We start from the raw sequence: 21,137 nt of genomic DNA, 5'->3' as shown, positions 1-21,137 counted from the left end.
GGTTTGCTTCCGGGGTGTCCGTTGCCAGACTGTCTGCGGGACGTCAACGTGGCACCCTTGCACGCTTTCCCGCCGCAGAAGTGGATACGATGACCCTGCCCAGCCGCCTGCAGCTGCCGCCCGGCCTCTGGCCCAGCCTGCTTGATGGCCTGTGCGCACGTTTCCCGCGCATCGACCGTGCGCAGTGGCAGGATCGCTTCGCCCGTGGCCGCGTGCAGGACATGCAGGGCAGGGCGCTGTCGCCGGACATGCCCTGGCAGGTGGGACTGGAGATCCAGTACTTCCGCGAGGTGGCCGACGAACCGGTGATTCCCTTCGCCGAGACCATCCTGCATCTGGATGAGCACCTGCTGGTGGCCGACAAGCCGCACTTCCTGCCAGTGACGCCGGCCGGCAGCTACGTACGCGAAACCCTGCTGGCACGCCTGATCGCACGCACGGGCAATACCGGGCTGGCGCCGCTGCATCGGCTGGACAGGCTGACCGCTGGCCTGGTGCTGTTCTCGACGCAGGCGGCCACGCGCGATGCCTACCAGCGGTTGTTCCGCGAGCGCCGCATTGAAAAGACCTATGAGGCGCTGGCACCGGCGCTGCCCCGGCTGGCGTTCCCGCTGCGACGGCACAGCCGGCTGGCGCCGGACGAGCCGTTCTTCCGCATGGCCGAAGTGCCAGGTGAGCCCAATGCGCGCAGCCTGATCGAGCCGATCGAGGCGGAGGGACCGATCTGGCGCTACCGGCTGAAGCCGGAAACCGGCCGCAAGCACCAGTTGCGTGTGCACATGGCCGCGCTGGGCGCGCCGATCGAGGGTGATGACCTTTACCCGCAGCTGCAGTCGCGGCCTGAGAGCAGTGCCGAGCCACCGCTCCAGTTGCTGGCACAGGGGCTGGCCTTCGATGATCCACTCACCGGGGAGCCGCGGCGGTTCAGCAGCCAGCGGCGCCTGTGCCTGCCCGGCAACGGCGACTAGCTCTGTTCAGCGAGCCGGGCACCGCGCCAGCCAGCGGTCCAGCTCGGCGGCGAACAGCTGCCGGTCGCGCGGCCCCAGCGGGGGCGGTCCCCCGGTCTGTACCCCGGCGCCGCGCAGCTCCTCCATGAAATTGCGCATCGACAGCCGCTCGGCCATGTTGTTCGGCGTGTACAGCTGGCCGCGCGGGTTCAGCGCCACGGCCTTCTTTTCCAGCACCAGTGCGGCCAGCGGGATGTCCTGGGTGACCACCAGGTCACCGGCGGCCACCCGTTCGACGATGGCACTGTCGGCAACGCCCAGGCCCTGCGGCACCTGGATCGAGCGCAGCCAGCGCGAGGGCGGGGTGCGGATCCACTGGTTGGCGACCAGGGTCAGCTCGATCCCGACCCGTTCAGCGGCCCGGAACAGGATGTCGCGAATGACGGTGGGGCAGGCGTCCGCGTCCACCCAGATGCGTGGGAGGGCGGGTTCAGCTTGGGTTTCAGCTTCAGTCATTTACCCAGTGTAGGGTAGGAAAAACCTGAATGGGGACTCGGAGTTAGGCTTGATCGGCTGCCAAGCCTTGTCACGCCTAGCGGGCAGGGTTTGCCCATGAACGTCCGGGCTATCGCTTTTTGCAGAAAACACGCGTATCGTTCGACCCACTGTGTTTGCTAGGGTCACCGTGAATCGTGGCCTGGTGCAGTTGATCTCACGATCCGCTCATCGATCCGCTTTACCAACGCCTGCAACTCAGTCTCGGCCCCGATACCCGGTGGCTGCGATTTTTTTCAACATGTGTTTCAGGAGTTAGTCAAATGTCTGATCGTCAGACCGGCACCGTCAAGTGGTTCAACGACGCCAAGGGCTTCGGCTTCATCACCCCGGAAAGCGGCCCGGACCTGTTCGTGCACTTCCGTGCCATCCAGGGCACCGGCTTCAAGACCCTGCAGGAAGGCCAGAAGGTTACCTTCATCGCCGTCCAGGGTCAGAAGGGTATGCAGGCTGACCAAGTGCAGGCGGTCTAATCCGTCTGCTACCGTTTGGTAGCCAGAACGCCGGAAGCGAAAGCTTTCGGCGTTTTTTGTTGCCCGCTGTTCTGTAGAGTCGAGCCATGCTCGACTGCTCTCAAAGACAGTCGAGCATGGCTCGACTCTACATGGGGCATGCAGCCATCACGGTACGATGTGGGCCTCCCCAAGGATCGTCCCCATGCGCATCGTCCACCACCTGGAAAACTCCCGTTCCCTGCGCGTGCTGTGGATGCTGGAGGAGCTCGGGCTGGACTACGAGCTGCGCCGCTATCCGCGCGATCCGAAGACGCTGCTGGCACCGCCGGAGCTTCGCAACGTGCATCCGCTCGGCAAGTCGCCGGTGCTGCAGGATGGCGAACTGGTGCTGGCCGAGTCCGGCGCAATCCTGGATTACCTCGCCGACCGTTACGACACCCAGCGCCAGCTGTCGCCGTCACCGACGCCGGCCGATGGCGCCGAGCGCATCGCCTACCGCTATTGGCTGCACTACGCCGAAGGCTCGGCGATGCCGCCGCTACTGCTGACCCTGGTGATGGGCCGCATCCGCAACGCGCCGATGCCGTTCTTTGCGCGCCCGATCGCGCGCAGCATCGCGGACAAGGCCGAGCGTGGCTTCATTGGCCCGCAAAGGCGCCTGCACCTGGACTGGATGGAGCGCCGCCTGGCCGAAAGCCCTTGGTTCGCGGGTGAGCGGTTCAGCGCGGCCGACATCCAGATGAGCTTCCCGATCCAGGCTGCCGCCGCCCGTGGTGGTGGCCTGGATGACAAGCCGGCGCTACGCGATTTCCTCAAGCGCATCAGCGAGCGCCCGGCCTATCAGCGCGCCGAAGCACATGGCGGGCATCTGCAGGCGCTCAGCGGCAATTGAGGCGGGCGGCGGTCGCCCCCATCTTCAACCCCATGGATACCGACAGCCCCCGTTTCGACAATCGCCTGCTGAATGCCCTGCCGGGTGACCCCGAATCCGGCCCGCGTCGCCGCGAAGTACTGGGCGCCGCCTGGTCGCCGGTGATGCCGACGCCCGTGGCAGTCCCCACGCTGCTGGCCTGGTCGCCGGACGTTGCCACGATGCTCGGCTTCGATACCGCTGAGGTTGAGAGCGAAGGCTTCGCGCGCGTATTCGGCGGCAATGCGCTATACCCCGGCATGCAGCCGTGGGCGGCCAACTATGGCGGCCATCAGTTCGGTCACTGGGCGGGGCAGCTGGGTGATGGCCGCGCGATCTCGCTGGGCGAAGTGGTCGCACCGGATGGCGGTCATTGGGAGCTGCAGCTGAAGGGTGCCGGCCCGACCCCGTATTCGCGGGGCGCCGATGGTCGCGCGGTGCTGCGCTCGTCCATCCGCGAGTTCCTGTGCAGTGAAGCGATGCATCACCTGGGCGTGCCGACCACGCGCGCGCTGTCGCTGGTCGGCACCGGCGAAGACGTGGTGCGCGACATGTTCTACGACGGCCACCCGCGTGCCGAGCCCGGCGCCATCGTGTGCCGGGTATCGCCTTCGTTCCTGCGTTTCGGTTCCTTCGAACTGCCGGCCTCGCGTGGTGAAACCGCCTTGCTGCAGCAGCTGGTCGATGCCTGCATCGCCCGCGATTTCCCCGGGCTGGAAGGGCAGGGCGAAGCGCTGTATGGCGATTGGTTCGCGCAGATCGCGGTGCGCACCGCCGAGATGATCGCGCACTGGATGCGCGTGGGCTTCGTCCATGGCGTGATGAACACCGACAACCTGTCCGTGCTCGGCCTCACGCTGGATTACGGTCCCTATGGATGGGTCGAGGACTTCGATCCGGACTGGACGCCGAACACCACCGATGCCCAAGGCCGGCGCTATCGTTTCGGTACCCAGCCGCAGGTGGCGTACTGGAACCTGAGCCGATTGGCGCAGGCGTTGTCGTCATTGTTTGCCGATGTCGAACCGCTGCAGGCAGGATTGGCGGCGTACCAGTCCACGTTCGTTGCCTGCACCCGTCGCGATGCAGCGGCCAAGCTCGGCCTGGCTGCGGCCGATGATGAGGACCTGCAGCTCTACCTGCGCTGGCAGCAGTTGATGCAGGACGGCAGCATGGACATGACGCTGGCCTGGCGCGCGCTGATGCGCGTTGATCCAGCGTCGCCCGATGTGGGCCGGCTGGACGCGGTGTACTACGACGAGGCGCGCCAGCAGTCGGTGCAGGCATCGTTGCAGCAGTGGCTCCAGGACTACGCGGCGCGGCTGCGCATGGATACGCTGTCGGCCAGTGAACGCACGGCGAAGATGGCCGCGGCCAATCCGCTGTACGTGCTGCGCAACTGGCTGGCGCAGGAGGCCATCGATCGCGCCGAGCAGGGGGATCTCGGCGGTGTTCATGCATTGCAGGACGTACTGCGCGACCCGTACACCGAGCGCCCGGGGCTCGAGCACTTCGCAGGCAAGCGCCCTGCATGGGCCGATAACCGCGCCGGCTGCTCGATGCTGTCCTGCAGTTCCTGAGGGTGGGTTTCGGCAGGGCTGCGCCCTGCACCCGCAGAGGCCAGGTCAACAGCCAGAGCAAAGGCTGGATTCCGTGGTTTGGCGGGGCAGTGTCGGAGTGCGGGGACGCCGTAAACCCATCCCTGGGGGCTTGGCAGCCGCATCCATGCGGCTGACACCCCGCACTCCGACACCGCCCCACCTCCGACAGATTCCCGCTGCTGTGGGTAGGTGTCGACCTTGGTCGACACATCTGTCAGATATCGTTATACGAGAATGGGGTCAGATCCGTTTTCCTGCGGAAAACGGATCTGACCCCACGAGCCGTTCCGACAGATCGCAGGAAACTATCGAAGGCGGGCCCACCCCGCCATCCCTCGGAATACGGCTTTTGCTTTCGCTTTTGCTTGTGCCGTGGCCTCTGCAGGTGCCGGGCGCAGCCCGGCCGAACACCCCCAACAGGCAGCCGGCGCCCGGAACAGGTACCCTATGCCGCCATCAGATAGCCAACGTGACATGACCGACGCCCTCGTCGCTCCGCAGTGGGCCTCCCGCCTGCGCGACATCGCCGACTTCCCCAAGCCCGGCATCCTCTTCAAGGACATCATGCCGCTGCTCGCCCACGGCGAGGACTTCCGCGGTGCCATCACCGCGATGGCCGACTGCTGGCGCGACCAGAAGCTGGACGCGGTGGTCGGCATCGAATCGCGTGGCTTCATCCTCGGCGCCGCGATGGCGCTGGAACTGGGCGTAGGCTTCGTGCCGGTGCGCAAGCCGGGCAAGCTGCCGGGCCAGGTGCTGCGCGAGGAGTACACGCTGGAATACCGCAGCGACTGCATCGAGGTGCACGTCGATGCGCTGCCGGCCGGTGCCCGCGTCGCGATCATCGACGACGTGCTGGCCACCGGCGGCACGCTGGTCGCCGCGCTGTCGCTGGTGCGTCGCCTGGGTGTAGAGGTGGTGGGTGCCGGCGTACTGGTCGAGCTCGATGGCCTCGGCGGCCGTGCGCGCTGGGAAGCGGATCTGCCGCTGCACACCGAACTGGTGTTCTGACCGTAGGATGGGTGCCAACCAAGGTTGGCACCTGCCAGAGCGAATGGCCGGGAGCCGGTCGTTGCCAACCGTGGTTGGCAACGCTGCGTCAATCACATCATCCGCACGCGGAAGCGACGGCCCTTGATCTTGCCGGCTTCCAGCTTGGCCACGGCCTTGTTGACCTGCTCACGGGCGATCGCCACGTAGGAACGGGTCGGGAAGATCGCGATCTTGCCGATGAACTTGCTCGACAGGCCGGCGTCGCCGGTCAGTGCACCGAGAATGTCGCCCGGGCGCAGCTTGTCGGTCTTGCCACCGTCGATGCGCAGCGTGCGCATCGCGGCCTGCGGCAGCTCGGCCGGGCGCGCGGTCGCCAGCGGCGTCTTCTGCCAATCCAGCGGTTGCGCCATCTGCGCTTCGATGGCTTCGGCGCGGGTCTTTTCGCGGCCGGCCACCAGGCTGATCGCAAGGCCGCTGGCACCGGCACGGCCGGTACGGCCCACGCGGTGCTGGTAGCTCTCCACGTCGGTCGGCAGCTCGTAGTTGATCACCGCGGCCAGCTCTTCCACGTCCAGGCCGCGCGCGGCCACGTCGCTGGCGACCAGCACGTTGCAGCTGCGGTTGGCCAGCAACAGCAGCACCTCCTCGCGATCGCGCTGCTCCATGTCGCCATGCAGGGCGAGCGCGGAGAAGCCGAACTGCTGCAGCGAGTTGGCTACTTCGTCCACGTCCTTGCGGGTGTTGCAGAACACCACCGCCGATTCCGGCGTGTACTTCAGCAGCAGGCCGGCCAATGCCTTCTGCCGGTGTGCCGGTTCCACCTCGCAGAACATGTGGCGGATCGCGGGTGCCTGGTCGGCGCCTTCCACGGTCACTTCCACCGCCTCGCGCAGCAGGTCACGCGCCATGGCGCGGATGCTGTCGGGGAAGGTGGCCGAGAACAGCAGGCTCTGGCGGTCCTTGTGGGTGCGGCCGGCGATCTCGCGGATCGGCTCCTCGAAGCCCATGTCGAGCATGCGGTCGGCCTCGTCCAGCACCAGCGTGCGCACCGCGCCAAGATTCAGCGCGCGCTTGCGTGCCAGCTCCTGCACGCGGCCGGGCGTACCGACCACCACGTGCGGGTCATGGCCTTCCAGCGATGCCAGCTGCGGGCCCAGCGGCACGCCACCGACCAGCAGCAACAGCTTCAGGTTGGGAATGCCGGTGGCCAGCTTGCGGATCTGCTTGCCGACCTGGTCGGCCAGTTCGCGGGTCGGGCACAGCACCAGCGCCTGCACGCGGATCAGGCTGGGGTCGATGGACTGCAGCAGGCCCAGGCCGAAGGCGGCGGTCTTGCCGCTGCCGGTCGGCGCCTGTGCGATCACATCGCGGCCATCCAGGATGGCCGGCAGGCTCTGCGCCTGCACGGGGGTGAGGGTGGTGTAGCCGAGGGCATCCAGGCCGGGCTGCAGGGCCGGGCTCAGCGGCAGGGTCGAGAAGTCAGTCATGGCGCATTGTACCCGTCTGGTCGCGCGCGGCTGCCCTTTGTAGAGCCGAGCCGATGCTCGGCTGCTTCACCTCTGAAGCCGAGCGTCGGCTCGGCTCTACATCGGGGGTAGACTCAGCCCAGCACCGCCAGCACGCCCTGATGAATCACCAGGCCACCGAACAGCAGCCAGGCGAACAGGATCAGCGCCAGCAGCAGCGGCTTCAGGCCCGCCTGGCGCAGCGCCGAGACGTGGGTGGTCAGACCCAGCGCAGCCATCGCCATCGCCAGCAGCACGGTATCCAGCTGCACCAGCCCCGCCTGCAGGCCAGCCGGTAGCAGGTGCAGCGAGTTGAAACCGGCCACCGCCACGAAACCGAACGCGAACCACGGCACCACGATGCGCGCCTTGCTGCCGTCGGCGCTGGCCTTGCCCCCACGTGCCAGCCATAGCGACAGCGCGATCAGGAACGGCGCCAGCAGCATCACCCGCACCATCTTGGTGATCACCGCGGTATCAGCCGCCGCTTCGTTGACCGCACGGCCGGCCGCCACCACCTGTGCTACTTCATGCACCGTCGCACCGGTGAACAGGCCGTACTGCCGTGCGTCCATCGCCAGCCAGCCGTGCGACTGCACCAGTGCATACAGCGCCGGGTACAGGAACATCGCCAGCGTGCCGAACACCACCACCGTCGACACAGCCACCGTGACCTGTGCTGCGCGCCCGCGCACCACCGGTTCTGCAGCCATCACCGCCGCGGCGCCGCAGATCGCGCTGCCGGCGCCGATCAGCATGGCCGCCTCGCGTTCCATCTTGAACACGCGCACGCCCAGCCAGCAGGCCAGGCCGAAGGTGCTGGCAACCACCAGTACGTCCATCAGCACGCCGCTGACACCGACATGGCCGATGTCCTGGAAGGTCAGGCGCAGCCCGTACAGCACGATGCCGGCGCGCAGCAGCCAGTGTTTGGAGAAACCAACACCGGCCGCGCTGCTCGGTGCCAGCCGCGGATAGAAGGTGTTGCCGATCACGATGCCGGCGACGATGGCCACGGTCAGCGCACTCAGGCCGTGTGCCTGCAGCCACGGCAGCTCGGCCAGGTACAGCGACGCCGCTGCGATCAGGCCGACCAGCAGCAGGCCGGGCAGGCGCGGCTGCCAGCGTTGGCGCAGGGCGGGCAGGGTCCAGGGGGAGAGGGCAGGGACGTTCATGGCACGGCAGCGCTGGAGAGATGGGGCAAGCGTGCGCCTGAGACGATGACCTGTAAAACGAATAATATGGGTGAAACCTACCTATCCAGCGGGTAATTTCCATGCGCCTGACCCTGCGCCAGCTGCAGGTCTTCGTCGCCATCGCCGATCACGGCAGCACCACCGCCGCTGGCCAGGCCATCGCGCTCTCTCAGTCGGCCAGCAGCGCCGCCCTGCAGGAGCTGGAGGCACACTTCGGCACCCCGCTGTTCGACCGCATCGGCCGCCGCCTGGCGCTGAACGGGCACGGCCGCGCACTGCTGGAGCCTGCCCGCACGCTGCTGGTCAACGCCGCCGATCTGGAGCGGCAGCTGGCCGCCGGCGGCGACCCGGGGCAGGGCGCACCGCTGCGGCTGGTGCTGGCCGCCAGTACCACCATCGGCAACTACCTGTTGCCGCCGCGCATCGCCGACCTGCTGCGCCAGGCGCCGCAGGCCGAGGTCGACCTGCGCATCGACAACAGTGCCGGCGTGGTCGCTGCCGTGCAGCGCCTGGACGTGGACGCCGGCCTGATCGAAGGCCCGTGCCACGAGCGCGGCCTGCAGGTGACCGCCTGGCAGCAGGACCCGCTGGTGATCGTGGCTGCCGCCGATGCCCCCGCCAGCTGGTCACTGGACGAACTGCGCGCTGCCCGCTGGCTGCTGCGCGAGCCCGGCTCCGGCACCCGCGAAGCCGTCGAACAGGCGCTGCTCCCGCACCTGCGTGGCTTCGCCCAGACCCTGCAGCTGGGCAATACCGAAGCGATCAAGCAGGCCGCCATCGCCGGCCTCGGCCTGGCCTGCCTCTCGCGCCACGCGCTGGAAGAACCCTTGGCCCTCGGCCGCCTGCGCGTACTCGAGACCCCGCTGCCCGCCCTGCAGCGCACCCTGTGGCTGGTGCGCCACCCGGGCAAACAATGGCTGCCGGGGTTGCAGGCGTTGTTGGGGGAGGTGGGGTAAGCCATCAGATTCCAAGTCGATTCCATCCGTCGACAGTCCCTGCAGCGTTCATCCACGCATGGCGTGGATCTACCGTGTCGACCAAGGTCGACACCCACCTGAGCGGAATGCCGTTCCGACAGACAAGGTCGACACCCACCGGAGCAGAATGCAGTTCCGACAGATTGCGGAAATCTGTCGAAGGCGGGGCGGTGTGGGTATGCAGGACCGTTGGCGCCATGGATGGCGCCATCGAGCCCCCATGGATGGGTTTACGGCGTGTCCTGCATACCCACACCGCCCCGCCATCCCACAGGAAACCCGCTTCAGCTGTTGCTTCGGCGGTTGACGTTGCCTCTGCGGGTGCCGGGTGCAACCCGGCCGACGCCCCCAACCCGTACAATATCCGGATGCCTCTGATTACTCTGCAGAACGTCGACTTCAGCGTCGGCGGCCCGTTGTTGCTGGAAAAGGCCGAACTGTCGATCGAGCCGGGCGAACGCATCGCCCTGATCGGCCGCAACGGCGCCGGCAAATCCACCCTGCTCAAGCTGCTGTCCGGCGACCACAAGCCCGATGACGGCGAAGTCCGCGTGCAGCAGGGCGTGCGCGTCACCCGCCTGGAGCAGGAAGTGCCGCACGGCGCGGCCGGCTCGGTGTTTGACGTCGTCGCCGACGGCCTTGGCGAGCTGGGCCAGTGGCTGGCCGAATTCCACCACCTCAGCCATGCCGAGGTGTTCGATGGCGAAGCCCTCGGCAACGTGCAGGCCAAGATCGATGCCGCCAACGGCTGGGGCCTGGACCAGCGCGTCAGCGAAACCCTGACCAAGCTCGACCTGGACGGCGAGGCCGAGTTCGGCCGCCTGTCCGGCGGCATGAAGCGCCGCGTGCTGCTCGCCCGTGCACTGGTCTCCAGCCCGGATGTGCTGCTGCTGGACGAACCGACCAACCATCTGGACATCGAAGCCATCGATTGGCTCGAAGCATTCCTGAAGGGCTGGAGCGGCAGCGTGGTGTTCGTCACCCATGACCGCCGCTTCCTGCGCGCACTGGCCACCCGCATCGTCGAGATCGACCGCGGCCAGGTCACCAGCTGGCCGGGCGACTGGGCCAACTACGAGCGCCGCCGCGAGGAACGCCTCAACGCGCAGGCGCAGGAAAACGCGCGCTTCGACAAGCTGCTGGCGCAGGAAGAAGTGTGGATCCGCCAGGGCATCAAGGCCCGCCGCACCCGCGACGAAGGCCGCGTGCGCCGCCTGAAGGCGATGCGTACCGAGCGTTCGCAGCGCCGCGATGTCAGTGGCAACGTCAAGATGGAAGCCGCGCAGGGCGTCAGCTCCGGCAAGAAGGTCATCGACGTCAAGGACATTTCGTTCGCCTTCGGCGAGCGCACCATGGTCCGCGACTTCACCACCACCATCCTGCGTGGCGACCGCATCGGCCTGATCGGCCCCAACGGCAGCGGCAAGACCACGCTGCTGAAGCTGCTGCTGGGCGAGCTGCAGCCGGCCAAGGGCGAGGTCAACGCCGGTACCAATCTGCAGATCGCCTACTTCGACCAGTACCGTGCGGTGCTGCGCGAGGACTGGAGCGCGATCGAGAACGTGGCCGAAGGCCGCGATTTCCTCGAGTTCAACGGCAAGCGCAAGCACGTGCATGCCTACCTGCAGGACTTCATGTTCACCCCGGAACGTGCGCGTGCGCCGATCACCCGCCTGTCCGGTGGCGAGCGCAACCGCCTGCTGCTGGCCAAGCTGTTCGCGCAGCCGTCCAACCTGCTGGTGATGGACGAACCGACCAACGACCTGGACGTGGAAACCCTGGAGCTGCTGGAAGAGCTGCTGGGCGAGTACACCGGTACGCTGCTGCTGGTCAGCCACGACCGTGACTTCATCGACAACGTGGTGACCTCCACGCTGGTGATGGAAGGCGACGGCGTGATCGGCGAGTACGTGGGCGGTTACAGCGACTGGCAGCGTTATGCGGCCAGCATCGCGGCGCCTGCCGCAGCCCCCGCCGCCAAGCCGGCGGCCGCCGCACCGGCTACCCCGGCTGCCGCGGCTCCGGCCGCGCCCAAGCGCAAGCTGGCCTACAAGGAAGCACGCGAACTGGAGCAGCTGCCGAAGACCATCGAAAAGCTGGAAGGCGATGTCGAAGGGCTGACCTCGGCGATGAACGACCCGTCGTTCTACACCCGCAGCAGTGCCGAAGTGACCGCGCATACCCAGCAGCTGGCCAGGGTGCAGGCCGAGCTGGATGCCGCGTACGCGCGCTGGGAAGAACTGGAAGGCTGAGCGCCGGTCGGCGCCAGCGGCGAGGCTATTGATGTAGAGCCGAGCCCATGCTCGGCTCATCGCGATCTGGCCCCAGTGCAGCCGAGCGTAGGCTCGGCTCTACCGAGGCATGCCAGCAGGCGCTGTAGAGCCGAGCCCATGCTCGGCTGGTAGGTCCGTGGATGCCTGCATCAGTGCGGACCAAGGTCCGCACCCACCAAAGCGGATTCCGCACCCGCCGGGGGCGGTCATTTGACCCCGTGCAGATCCCGCAGCTGGCTCGGCCGGCTGCCGAAATACGCGGCCAGATCGGCGATGTCCTGATCGCTCAGGTCCTTCGCCTGCGGCGTCATCAGCATGTGCTGGCGGTCACCGGCGCGGTAGGCCTGCAGGGCATGCGCCAGGTAGTCGCCGTACTGCCCACCGAGCTTCGGATAGGTCGGGTCGATCGGCGCGTTACCGTCAGCCCCGTGGCAGTCGATGCAGCTCTGGTTGGTGGCCTTGCCCTTCACCCTGGCGCGGGCTTCACCGGCGGCCTCGCGGCCTGCGGGCAGGCCGGCCGAAGAAGAAGAGCCGTGTTCGCCGCTGGCATGGCCCGGGTCGGCGGCGGATTTCTCGCTGTTTTCCACCTGCGACTGCGAACAGGCGGCCAGCAGCAGGGCAACGGACAGGGCGATGGCATGACGCATCGGATGCGCGGCTTTCGACATGGGCGGGCCTTACTTGACGGTGGACAGGTAAACAGAGAGATCGGCGATCTCCTGTTCGCTGAAGCTCATCGACTGCGCCTGCATCGTTGGATGCCGGCGCTTGCCCTGGCGGTACTCGGTCAGGGCCTGGGCCAGGTACTGCTGGGTCTGGCCGCCGATCTTCGGCACCCGGTAGCTGGGATAGGCGTTCTTGTAGCCGGTGATGCCGTGGCATCCCTGGCAGGTGTAGGCCAGCACGCGGCCATTGTCGAAGTTGCCGGTGGGCGCGGCAGGCGCCGGCGCGGCGGCAGGAGCCGGGGCCGGAGCGGGTGTGGCAGGAGCAGGAGCGGGCTGTGCGGCGGCCCCAAGGGGCAGGAGGACGGCCAGAGCGAGACAAGCGGCGAGCGGCTGCGGGCGCATGGTGTCGTTTCCGGGGATTCGGGTCTGGTCGTTCCGGCGTGGGGTACGGAACGACCCGAGTATAGCCTCAGGTTTCATCTAGCTGAAATGGGGTCGGTCCGACCGGTGGCGTGAAGGCACCATGACCTTTGGGATATGGTGTGGCCGTGAAGTGGTGCATTACTTTGCTACCACACCTGTCCACGCATCCTCCAGGGACCTGACGATGTCGCACCCAACCTTCCTGTCCGGCCGTCGCAGCGGAATCTGTGCCGCCGCACTGCTGATCTCCACCTCCCTGCTGCTGGGCGGTTGCGCCGCAGGGCCCAATTCCGAAGCCAAGGCCGCCGAGACCAAGGAGGAGAAGAAGGTCGACGCGGTGCCGGTCGAGGTGGCAGTGGCCAGCCACCGTGCGGTCGCGGCCAGCTACACCGGAACCGCTGCGCTGGAGCCGCGCGCCGAATCGCAGGTGGTCGCCAAGACCTCCGGCGTGGCGCTGGCGGTGCTGGTCGAGGAAGGCCAGCGGGTGACCGCTGGCCAGCCGCTGGTGCGCCTGGACCCGGACCGCGCACGCCTGGCCGTTGCCCAGAGCGAAGCGCAGATGCGCAAGCTGGAAAACGACTATCAGCGTGCACAGAAGCTGGTCGTCCAGCAGCTGGTCAGTGCGGCCAGTGTCGACCAGCTGCGCTTCGACCTCGAGAACGTCCGCGCACAGTACCGCCTGGCCACGCTGGAGCTGTCCTACACCACGGTGGTGGCACCGATCTCCGGCGTGATCGCCTCGCGCTCGATCAAGACCGGCAACTTCGTTCAGATCAACACGCCGATCTTCCGCATCGTCGACAACTCGCGCCTGGAAGCCACCCTCAACGTGCCCGAGCGCGAACTGGCCACGCTGCGTGCCGGCCAGCCGGTAACGTTGGCCGCCGATGCGCTGCCGGGCCAGAGCTTCACCGGCACCGTCGATCGCATCGCGCCGGTGGTGGATTCGGGCAGCGGGACGTTTCGCGTGGTCAGTGCCTTCGACGGCGCCGCCCATGCGCTGCAGCCCGGCATGTTCGGGCGCATCCGCATCGATTACGACCAGCGTGCCGATGCGCTTGTGGTGCCGCGCCTGGCGCTGCTCGACGACGGTGAGCCGGCGGTGTTCCGGGTGCGCGAAGGCAAGGTCGCACGCGTTCCGGTCAAGCTGGGTTACGCCGAGGGCCCGTGGGTGGAGATCCGTGATGGCCTGGCGGCCGGTGATCAGGTGGTCACCGCCGGCAAGGTCGCGCTGCGCGACGGTACCGCGGTGCAGGTGATCGCCGATCCGAAGGCAAAGGCGAAGACGGTCGCAGCGGCCGCCAAGCCGGCAGACAAGGCCGGGAGCAAGCAATGACCGCCCCGGGCCACGACCACGGTGCCTCGCCGGCGAGCGACGGCGCCGCCGCCGGCATGCGCGGCGGCCTGGTGGAATTCGCCACCCGCCGCCGCGTGACCATCGCCATGTGCACGGTCACCCTGCTGCTGTTCGGGCTGATCGCGCTGGGCAACCTCAAGGTCAACCTGCTGCCTGACCTGAGCTACCCGACGCTGACCGTGCGCACCGAGTACACCGGTGCGGCGCCGACCGAAATCGAAACCCTGATCACCCAGCCGGTCGAAGAAGCGGTCGGCGTGGTCAAGAACCTGCGCAAGCTGAAGTCGGTCTCGCGCACCGGCCAGAGCGATGTGGTGCTGGAGTTCGCCTGGGGCACCAACATGGACCAGGCCAGCCTGGAGGTGCGCGACAAGATGGAAGCGCTGAACCTGCCACTGGAGGCCAAGGCTCCGGTGCTGCTGCGCTTCAATCCGTCCACCGAGCCGATCATGCGCCTGGTGCTGTCCAGCAAGACCGCGCCGGCCACCGATGCCGATGCGATCCGCGAGCTGACCGGCCTGCGCCGCTATGCCGATGAAGACCTGAAGAAGAAGCTGGAGCCGGTCACCGGCGTGGCAGCAGTGAAGGTGGGCGGTGGCCTGGAAGACGAGATCCAGGTCGACATCGACCAGCAGAAGCTGGCGCAGCTGAACCTGCCGATCGACACCGTCATCAAGCGCCTGAAGGACGAGAACATCAACATCTCCGGTGGCCGCCTGGAGGAGGGCTCGCAGCGCTTCCTGGTGCGTACCGTCAACCAGTTCGCCGACCTGGAGGAGATCCGCAACCTGCTGGTCACCACCCAGGCGTCGAACGGCAGCGCGGCCGACTCGGCGCTGCAGCAGATGTTCAACATCGCCGCGTCGACCGGTTCGGCGGCCGCCATCGCGGCGGCCTCGGCGGCGCAGAGCGCATCGTCCGGCGGTGGCTCCAGCGTGGTCGCCAATGGTGTGCCGGTGCGGCTGAAGGATGTGGCCACCGTGCGCCAGGGCTACAAGGAACGCGAAGCGGTGATCCGCCTGGGCGGCAAGGAATCGGTTGAACTGGCCATCTACAAGGAAGGCGATGCCAACACCGTGTCCACCGCCGAAGCGCTGCGCAAGCGCCTGGAGCAGATCAAGGGCACGTTCCCCTCCGATGTCGAGATGACCACCATCGAGGACCAGTCGCGCTTCATCGAGCACGCCATCGCCGACGTCAAGAAGGATGCAGTGATCGGCGGCCTGCTGGCGATCCTGATCATCTTCCTGTTCCTGCGTGATGGCTGGAGCACGTTCGTGATCAGCCTGTCGCTGCCGGTCTCGATCATCGCCACGTTCTTCTTCATGGGCCAGATGGGCCTGAGCCTGAACGTGATGTCGCTGGGCGGCCTCGCGCTGGCCACCGGCCTGGTGGTGGACGACTCGATCGTGGTGCTGGAGAGCATCGCCAAGGCCCGCGAGCGTGGCCTGGGCATCCTGCAGGCGGCCATCGTCGGTACCCGCGAAGTGAGCATGGCGGTGGTCGCCTCGACCCTGACCACCATCGCGGTATTCCTGCCGCTGGTGTTCGTCGACGGCATCGCCGGCCAGCTGTTCCGCGACCAGGCACTGACCGTGGCGATCGCCATTGCGATCTCGCTGCTGGTGTCGATGACCCTGATTCCGATGCTGAGCTCGCTGAAGGGACGGCCACCGCTGGCGTTCCCGGAAGAAGCACCGAACGAGCCGTGGCAGCCGCAGAACCGCTGGCAGAAGCCGGTCGCACTGGGCCGTCGTGGCGCCGTCGCAACCGCGCGCTGGAGCTTCTACGCGCTGGCCTGGCTGGTGGTGCGTGCATGGCGTGGCGTGGTGGCGGTGGTCGGCCCGGTGATGCGCAAGGCCAGCGACCTGGCAATGAAGCCCTATGCCGGTGCCGAGCGCGGCTACCTGCGGCTGCTGCCGAGCGCGCTGGCCCATCCGGGCAAGGTGCTGGGCGTGGCCACGATCATCTTCGTGGCGACCATGGCGCTGGTGCCGATGCTCGGTGCCGACCTGATCCCGCAGCTGGCACAGGACCGTTTCGAAATGACGGTGAAGCTGCCGGCCGGCACGCCGCTGAAGCAGACTGATGCGCTGGTGCGCGAGCTGCAGCTGGCCCACGGCAACGGCGAGGGCGTGGCGTCGCTGTACGGCGTCAGTGGCAGTGGCACCCGCCTGGATGCCAGCCCGACCGAGAGCGGCGAGAACATCGGCAAGCTGACCGTGGTGATGGAAGGCGGTGGCAACGCGCGAACCGAAGCGGAGATCACCGAGCGCCTGCGTGACACCATGGGCCAGCATCCAGGTGCACAGGTCGACTTCGCGCGGCCGGCGCTGTTCAGCTTCTCCACGCCGCTGGAAATCGAGCTGCGCGGGCAGGACATGGCGACGCTGGAAGTGGCTGGCCAGCGTCTGGCGGCGATGCTGCGTGGCAATGCACACTACGCCGACGTGAAGTCGACGGTGGAAGAGGGCTTCCCGGAAATCCAGATCCGCTTCGACCAGGAGCGTGCCGGTGCACTGGGCCTGACCACCCGACAGATCGCCGATGTGGTGGTGAAGAAGGTGCGCGGCGACGTGGCCACCCGCTACAGCTTCCGCGATCGCAAGATCGACGTGCTGGTGCGTGCGCAGGAGGGCGACCGTGCCAGCGTGGAGAGCATCCGCCGGCTGATCGTCAATCCGGGCAGCACCCGTCCGGTCACATTGGACGCAGTAGCCGACGTGGTCGCCACCACCGGCCCCAGCGAGATCCATCGCGCCGACCAGACCCGCGTCGCCGTGGTCTCGGCCAACCTGCGTGACATCGATCTGGGCGCTGCCATGCGCGAAGTGCAGCAGATGGTGGCCGAACAGCCACTGGGTGCGGGCGTTGGCCTGCACATCGGCGGCCAGGGCGAGGAGCTGGCGCAGGCGGCGAAATCGCTGATCTTCGCCTTCGGCCTGGCGATTTTCCTGGTCTATCTGGTGATGGCCTCGCAGTTCGAGTCGCTGCTGCATCCGTTCGTGATCCTGTTCACCATCCCGCTGGCGCTGGTCGGCGCGATCCTGGCGCTGATGCTGACCGGCAAGCCCATCTCGGTGGTGGTGTTCATCGGCCTGATCCTGCTGGTCGGCCTGGTCACCAAGAACGCGATCATCCTGATCGACAAGGTCAACCAGCTGCGCGAGGCCGGCGTGGCCAAGCATGAAGCGCTGGTGGAAGGTGCGCGCTCGCGCTTGCGGCCGATCATCATGACCACGCTGTGCACGCTGTTCGGCTTCCTGCCGCTGGCGGTGGCGATGGGCGAGGGCGCCGAAGTGCGCGCGCCGATGGCGATCACCGTGATCGGTGGCCTGCTGGTGTCGACCCTGCTGACCCTGCTGGTGATCCCGGTGGTGTACGACCTGATGGATCGCCGCGGTGATGCCTATTACCGCGAGCGTGGCCGCAAGCACGCCGGTGAGATCGAGCCGGGTGCGGCGGGCAGTGAGGCGGGCAGTGAGGCGGGCGCGGAGGAACCGGCATGAGTGTTGCCGAGTTCTCCATCCGCCGCCCGGTCACCACCATCATGTGTTTCGTGTCACTGGTGGTGATCGGCCTGATCGCCTCGTTCCGGCTGCCGCTGGAAGCGCTGCCGGACATCTCCGCGCCGTTCCTGTTCGTACAGATTCCGTATACCGGTTCAACCCCGGAAGAAGTGGAGCGGACCATCATCCGCCCGGTGGAGGAATCGCTGGCGACGATGACCGGCATCAAGCGCATGCGTTCGTCGGCTACCTCCGAAGCGGCGCTGATCTTCATCGAGTTCAGCGACTGGGACCGCGACATCGCCATCGCCGCGTCCGATGCCCGCGAGCGCATCGATGCGATCCGCAGCGACCTGCCCGATGACCTGCAGCGCTACAACGTGTTCAAGTGGTCCAGCAGCGACCAGCCGGTGCTGAAGGTGCGCCTGGCCAGCACCACCGACCTGACCACCGCGTACGACATGCTTGACCGCGAATTCAAGCGGCGCATCGAGCGCATTCCCGGCGTGGCCCGCGTCGACATCACCGGTGCGCCGCCGAACGAAGTCGAGATTGCCATCGACCCGAACCGGCTCAACGCGCATGGCCTGAGCATCAATGAGCTCAGCGAGCGCCTGCGCACGCTGAACTTCTCGATCTCGGCCGGGCAGATCGATGACAACGGGCAGCGCGTGCGCGTGCAGCCGGTGGGCGAGATCACCGACCTGCAGGAAATGCGCGACCTGGTGATCAACGCCAAGGGCCTGCGCCTGGGCGACATCGCCGACGTGCGCCTGAAGCCGGCGCGGATGAACTACGGGCGCCGCCTGGACGGCAACCCGGCGGTTGGCCTGGACATCTTCAAGGAGCGTAGCGCCAACCTGGTGGAGGTGTCGCGCGCGGCGCTGGCGGAGGTTGAAGCGATCCGTGCCGAAGCTTCGATGCGCGACGTCCAGATCAAGGTGATCGACAACCAGGGCAAGGCGGTGACCTCCTCGCTGCTGGAGTTGGCCGAGGCCGGTGCGGTCGGCCTGATCCTGTCGGTGACGGTGCTGTTCTTCTTCCTGCGGCACTGGCCATCGACGCTGATGGTGACCCTGGCCATTCCAATCTGCTTCACCATCACCCTGGGCTTCATGTACTTCGTCGGGGTGACGCTGAACATCCTGACCATGATGGGCCTGCTGCTGGCGGTGGGCATGCTGGTCGACAACGCCGTGGTGGTGGTGGAGAGCATCTACCAGGAGCGCGAGCGCCTGCCGGGGCAGCCGCGGCTGGCCTCGATCATCGGCACCCGCAACGTGGCCATCGCGCTCAGCGCCGGCACGCTGTGCCACTGCATCGTGTTCGTGCCGAACCTGTTCGGCGAGACCAACAACATCAGCATCTTCATGGCGCAGATCGCGATCACCATCTCGGTCTCGCTGCTGGCCTCGTGGCTGGTCGCGGTCAGCCTGATCCCGATGTTGTCCGCACGCATGGCCACGCCCAAGCTGGTGCACTCGCAGACCGGCCTGATCGCGCGCCTGCAACGCCGCTACGCCAGGCTGCTGGACTGGTCGCTGCGCCACCGCGGCTGGAGCCTGCTTGGCATTCTGCTGGTGGTGCTGGTCAGCCTGGTGCCGATGAAGCTGACCAAGATCGACATGTTCGGTGGTGACGGCGGCAAGGACATCTTCATCGGCTACATGTGGAAGGGCGCCTACACCTACCGGCAGATGTCAGAGGAAGTGGCGCGGGTGGAGAACTGGATCGACGCCAACCGCGAGCGCCTGCACGTCAAGCAGGTGTACTCCTGGTACAGCGAGCAGGAAGGCAGCTCGACCGTGGTCACCCTGGACGAGAATTACGCCAAGGACATCAAGGCGCTGCAGGAAGAACTGCGCAAGGGGCTGCCGAAGTCGGCGCGTACCGACTACTTCGTCGGCAACCAGGGCGGTGATGGCGGCGGTGGCGGCAACCAGGGCGTGCAGGTGCAGCTGGTCGGCGATTCCAGTTCGATGCTGCAGGAGATCGGCCAGGAAGTGGTGCCGCTGCTGGCCCAGCGTGCCGAGCTGCGCGACGTGCGCATCGACAATGGCGAGAAGGGCGGCGAACTGAAGGTGCGTGTCGACCGCGAGCGTGCGGCGGCGTTCGGCTTCAACGCCGAACAGGTCGCCAGCTTCGTCGGCCTGGCGCTGCGCGGTGCACCGATGCGCGAGTTCCGCCGTGGCGACAACGAAGTGCCGGTGTGGGTGCGTTTCGCGGGTGCCGAGCAGAGCAGCCCGGAAGACCTGGCCGGTTTCAGCGTGCGTACCGGCGACGGCCGCAGCGTGCCGCTGCTGAGCCTGGTCACCGTCGACGTCGGTTCGTCAGCCACCCAGATCGGCCGCACCAACCGCCAGACTACGCTGACCATCAAGGCCAACCTGGCCGAGAAAGTCACCGCGCCGGATGGCCGCAAGGCGATGGAGTCGGTGCTCAAGCCGATGAACTTCCCGGCAGGCTATGGCTTCACCTTCGATGGTGGCGACTACGGCAACGATGACGAGGCCATGCAGCAGATGGTGTTCAACCTGCTGATCGCGCTGGTGATGATCTACGTGGTGATGGCGGCAGTGTTCGAGTCGCTGCTGTTCCCGGCGGCGATCATGAGCGGCGTGCTGTTCTCGATCTTCGGCGTGTTCTGGCTGTTCTGGATCACTGGCACCTCGTTCGGAATCATGTCCTTCATCGGCATCCTGGTGCTGATGGGCGTGGTGGTGAACAACGGCATCGTGATGATCGAGCACATCAACAACCTGCGGCGCGGCGGCATGGGCCGGACGCAGGCACTGGTGGAAGGCTCCCGCGAGCGCCTGCGCCCGATCATGATGACCATGGGCACGGCAATCCTGGCGATGGTGCCGATCTCGCTGACCAACACGCAGATGTTCGGCAACGGCCCGGAGTACGCACCGATGGCGCGCGCGATTGCCGGCGGCCTGGCGTTCTCGACCGTGGTCAGCCTGCTGTTCCTGCCGACGATCTATGCGGTGCTCGATGACCTGCGCAATGCCGTGACGCGGCTGATCCGCCGCGCGCGTGGCCTGGAGGTCGTGGCGGGTACCCCGGTGTAGTGGTCGAGCTTGCTCGACCGTAATGCACATCAACGTGTTGTGGTGTGGGGGAGGCCGGTCGTAGTGGGGCGGCCTCCCCCTTTTTTTTGCTCGCCGCGTCTGTTTGCCTCTGTAGAGCCGAAGGCAGCGGCAGGAGCCGCTGCCAACGTCGCTTGCGACGGCCCGGAGGGTGTCGGCCAGGACGGCCGGCATAGCCATGCTCGGCTGCTGTTCGCCGCGTCGCGCCGTCGCCCGAGCATGGGCTCGGGCGCTACAGATTCCGTGCCCATGTAGAGCCGAGCCATGCTCGGCTGCACTTCGCCGCGTCGCGGGCGCCGCCCGAGCATGGGCTCGGGCGCTACAGATTCCGTGCCCATGTAGAGCCGAGCCATGCTCGGCTGCACTTCGCCGCTTCGCGGGCGCCGCCCGAGCATGGGCTTGGGCGCTACAGATTCCGTGCCCATGTAGAGCCGAGCCATGCTCGGCTGCACTTCGCCGCTTCGCGGGCGCCGCCCGGGCATGGGCTCGGGCGCTACAGATTCCGTGCCCATGTAGAGCCGAGCCGATGCTCGGCTGCTGTTCGCCGCGTCGCGGCGTCGCCCGAGCATGGGCTCGGGCGCTACAGATTCCGTGCCCATGTAGAGCCGAGCCGATGCTCGGCTGCTGTTCGCCGCGTCGCGGCGTCGCCCGAGCGTGGGCTAAGGGCGCTACAGAT

The 21,137-nt window shown here is 67.2% G+C and carries 15 protein-coding genes; 10 read left to right on the top strand and 5 right to left on the bottom strand.

Going from position 1 to position 21,137, the window contains the following annotated elements; translation table 11 throughout:
- Positions 1-89 precede the first annotated feature (89 nt).
- On the top strand, positions 90-968 hold the full coding sequence (locus AASM09_RS13585) for a pseudouridine synthase (RefSeq protein ID WP_049428202.1): 879 nt from the start codon (positions 90-92) through the stop codon (positions 966-968).
- Between the two features lie 6 nt (positions 969-974).
- On the opposite strand, the gene AASM09_RS13580 is transcribed toward AASM09_RS13585, so the two are convergent.
- Positions 975-1,463: a YaiI/YqxD family protein gene (locus tag AASM09_RS13580; protein ID WP_049428204.1), complete on the bottom strand. Its 489-nt coding sequence runs from the start codon at positions 1,461-1,463 to the stop codon at positions 975-977.
- Positions 1,464-1,765: 302 nt separating this feature from the next.
- Here AASM09_RS13580 and AASM09_RS13575 point away from each other — a divergent pair, with 302 nt between their 5' ends.
- The 4 genes from AASM09_RS13575 (at position 1,766) to AASM09_RS13560 (ending at position 5,479) form a co-directional block, all read left to right on the top strand.
- Positions 1,766-1,975: a cold-shock protein gene (locus AASM09_RS13575; RefSeq protein ID WP_004153307.1), complete on the top strand. Its 210-nt coding sequence runs from the start codon at positions 1,766-1,768 to the stop codon at positions 1,973-1,975.
- A 184-nt stretch (positions 1,976-2,159) separates the two neighbouring features.
- On the top strand, positions 2,160-2,849 hold the full coding sequence (locus tag AASM09_RS13570) for a glutathione S-transferase family protein (protein ID WP_049428208.1): 690 nt from the start codon (positions 2,160-2,162) through the stop codon (positions 2,847-2,849).
- Positions 2,850-2,881: 32 nt separating this feature from the next.
- The gene (locus tag AASM09_RS13565; protein WP_100443608.1) at positions 2,882-4,447 is read left to right on the top strand and encodes a protein adenylyltransferase SelO; all 1,566 of its coding nucleotides are present in this window, start codon (positions 2,882-2,884) and stop codon (positions 4,445-4,447) included.
- A gap of 495 nt (positions 4,448-4,942) precedes the next feature.
- Complete coding sequence (locus tag AASM09_RS13560; protein ID WP_049431515.1) at positions 4,943-5,479, top strand: adenine phosphoribosyltransferase; 537 nt, start codon at positions 4,943-4,945, stop codon at positions 5,477-5,479.
- A gap of 92 nt (positions 5,480-5,571) precedes the next feature.
- Here AASM09_RS13560 and dbpA read toward each other — a convergent pair whose 3' ends face one another.
- Entirely contained in the window at positions 5,572-6,948 is a 1,377-nt protein-coding gene (gene dbpA, locus AASM09_RS13555; RefSeq protein ID WP_049431518.1) for an ATP-dependent RNA helicase DbpA, read from the bottom strand.
- A 113-nt stretch (positions 6,949-7,061) separates the two neighbouring features.
- Positions 7,062-8,141, bottom strand: a complete 1,080-nt coding sequence (locus tag AASM09_RS13550; protein WP_049431521.1) for a YeiH family protein — start codon at positions 8,139-8,141, stop codon at positions 7,062-7,064.
- A gap of 101 nt (positions 8,142-8,242) precedes the next feature.
- On the opposite strand from AASM09_RS13550, the gene AASM09_RS13545 reads away from it, so the two are divergent.
- Both AASM09_RS13545 and AASM09_RS13540 read left to right on the top strand, forming a co-directional pair.
- Positions 8,243-9,118 (top strand): LysR family transcriptional regulator, encoded by an 876-nt coding sequence (locus tag AASM09_RS13545; RefSeq protein WP_049431524.1) that lies wholly within the window; start codon positions 8,243-8,245, stop codon positions 9,116-9,118.
- A gap of 389 nt (positions 9,119-9,507) precedes the next feature.
- A complete protein-coding gene (locus AASM09_RS13540; RefSeq protein WP_049427705.1) occupies positions 9,508-11,391 on the top strand; it encodes an ATP-binding cassette domain-containing protein in 1,884 nt (627 codons plus the stop codon).
- A 227-nt stretch (positions 11,392-11,618) separates the two neighbouring features.
- Here AASM09_RS13540 and AASM09_RS13535 read toward each other — a convergent pair whose 3' ends face one another.
- Positions 11,619-12,080, bottom strand: a complete 462-nt coding sequence (locus AASM09_RS13535) for a c-type cytochrome (protein ID WP_049427707.1) — start codon at positions 12,078-12,080, stop codon at positions 11,619-11,621.
- A gap of 9 nt (positions 12,081-12,089) precedes the next feature.
- The gene (locus AASM09_RS13530) at positions 12,090-12,479 is read right to left on the bottom strand and encodes a c-type cytochrome (RefSeq protein ID WP_005413034.1); all 390 of its coding nucleotides are present in this window, start codon (positions 12,477-12,479) and stop codon (positions 12,090-12,092) included.
- A 205-nt stretch (positions 12,480-12,684) separates the two neighbouring features.
- Here AASM09_RS13530 and AASM09_RS13525 point away from each other — a divergent pair, with 205 nt between their 5' ends.
- Genes AASM09_RS13525 through AASM09_RS13515 form a run of 3 tightly spaced genes read left to right on the top strand, consistent with a single transcriptional unit; the run spans position 12,685 to position 20,443 of the window.
- Positions 12,685-13,836, top strand: coding sequence for an efflux RND transporter periplasmic adaptor subunit (locus AASM09_RS13525; protein ID WP_049429543.1), 1,152 nt, complete (start codon positions 12,685-12,687; stop codon positions 13,834-13,836).
- Positions 13,833-17,366 carry an efflux RND transporter permease subunit gene (locus AASM09_RS13520; protein ID WP_049429542.1) on the top strand — a complete coding sequence of 1,178 codons (3,534 nt, stop codon included), beginning with the start codon at positions 13,833-13,835 and terminating at the stop codon, positions 17,364-17,366. Before AASM09_RS13525 ends, AASM09_RS13520 begins: the two co-directional genes overlap by 4 nt.
- Complete coding sequence (locus tag AASM09_RS13515) at positions 17,363-20,443, top strand: efflux RND transporter permease subunit (RefSeq protein WP_049429541.1); 3,081 nt, start codon at positions 17,363-17,365, stop codon at positions 20,441-20,443. Before AASM09_RS13520 ends, AASM09_RS13515 begins: the two co-directional genes overlap by 4 nt.
- Positions 20,444-21,137 lie beyond the last annotated feature (694 nt).

The sequence above is a fragment of the Stenotrophomonas maltophilia genome, assembly GCF_039555535.1.
Lineage (GTDB): Bacteria > Pseudomonadota > Gammaproteobacteria > Xanthomonadales > Xanthomonadaceae > Stenotrophomonas > Stenotrophomonas maltophilia_Q.
The sequence above is the reverse complement of the archived record's forward strand: the minus strand, read 5'-3'. Positions and strand labels throughout refer to the sequence as shown.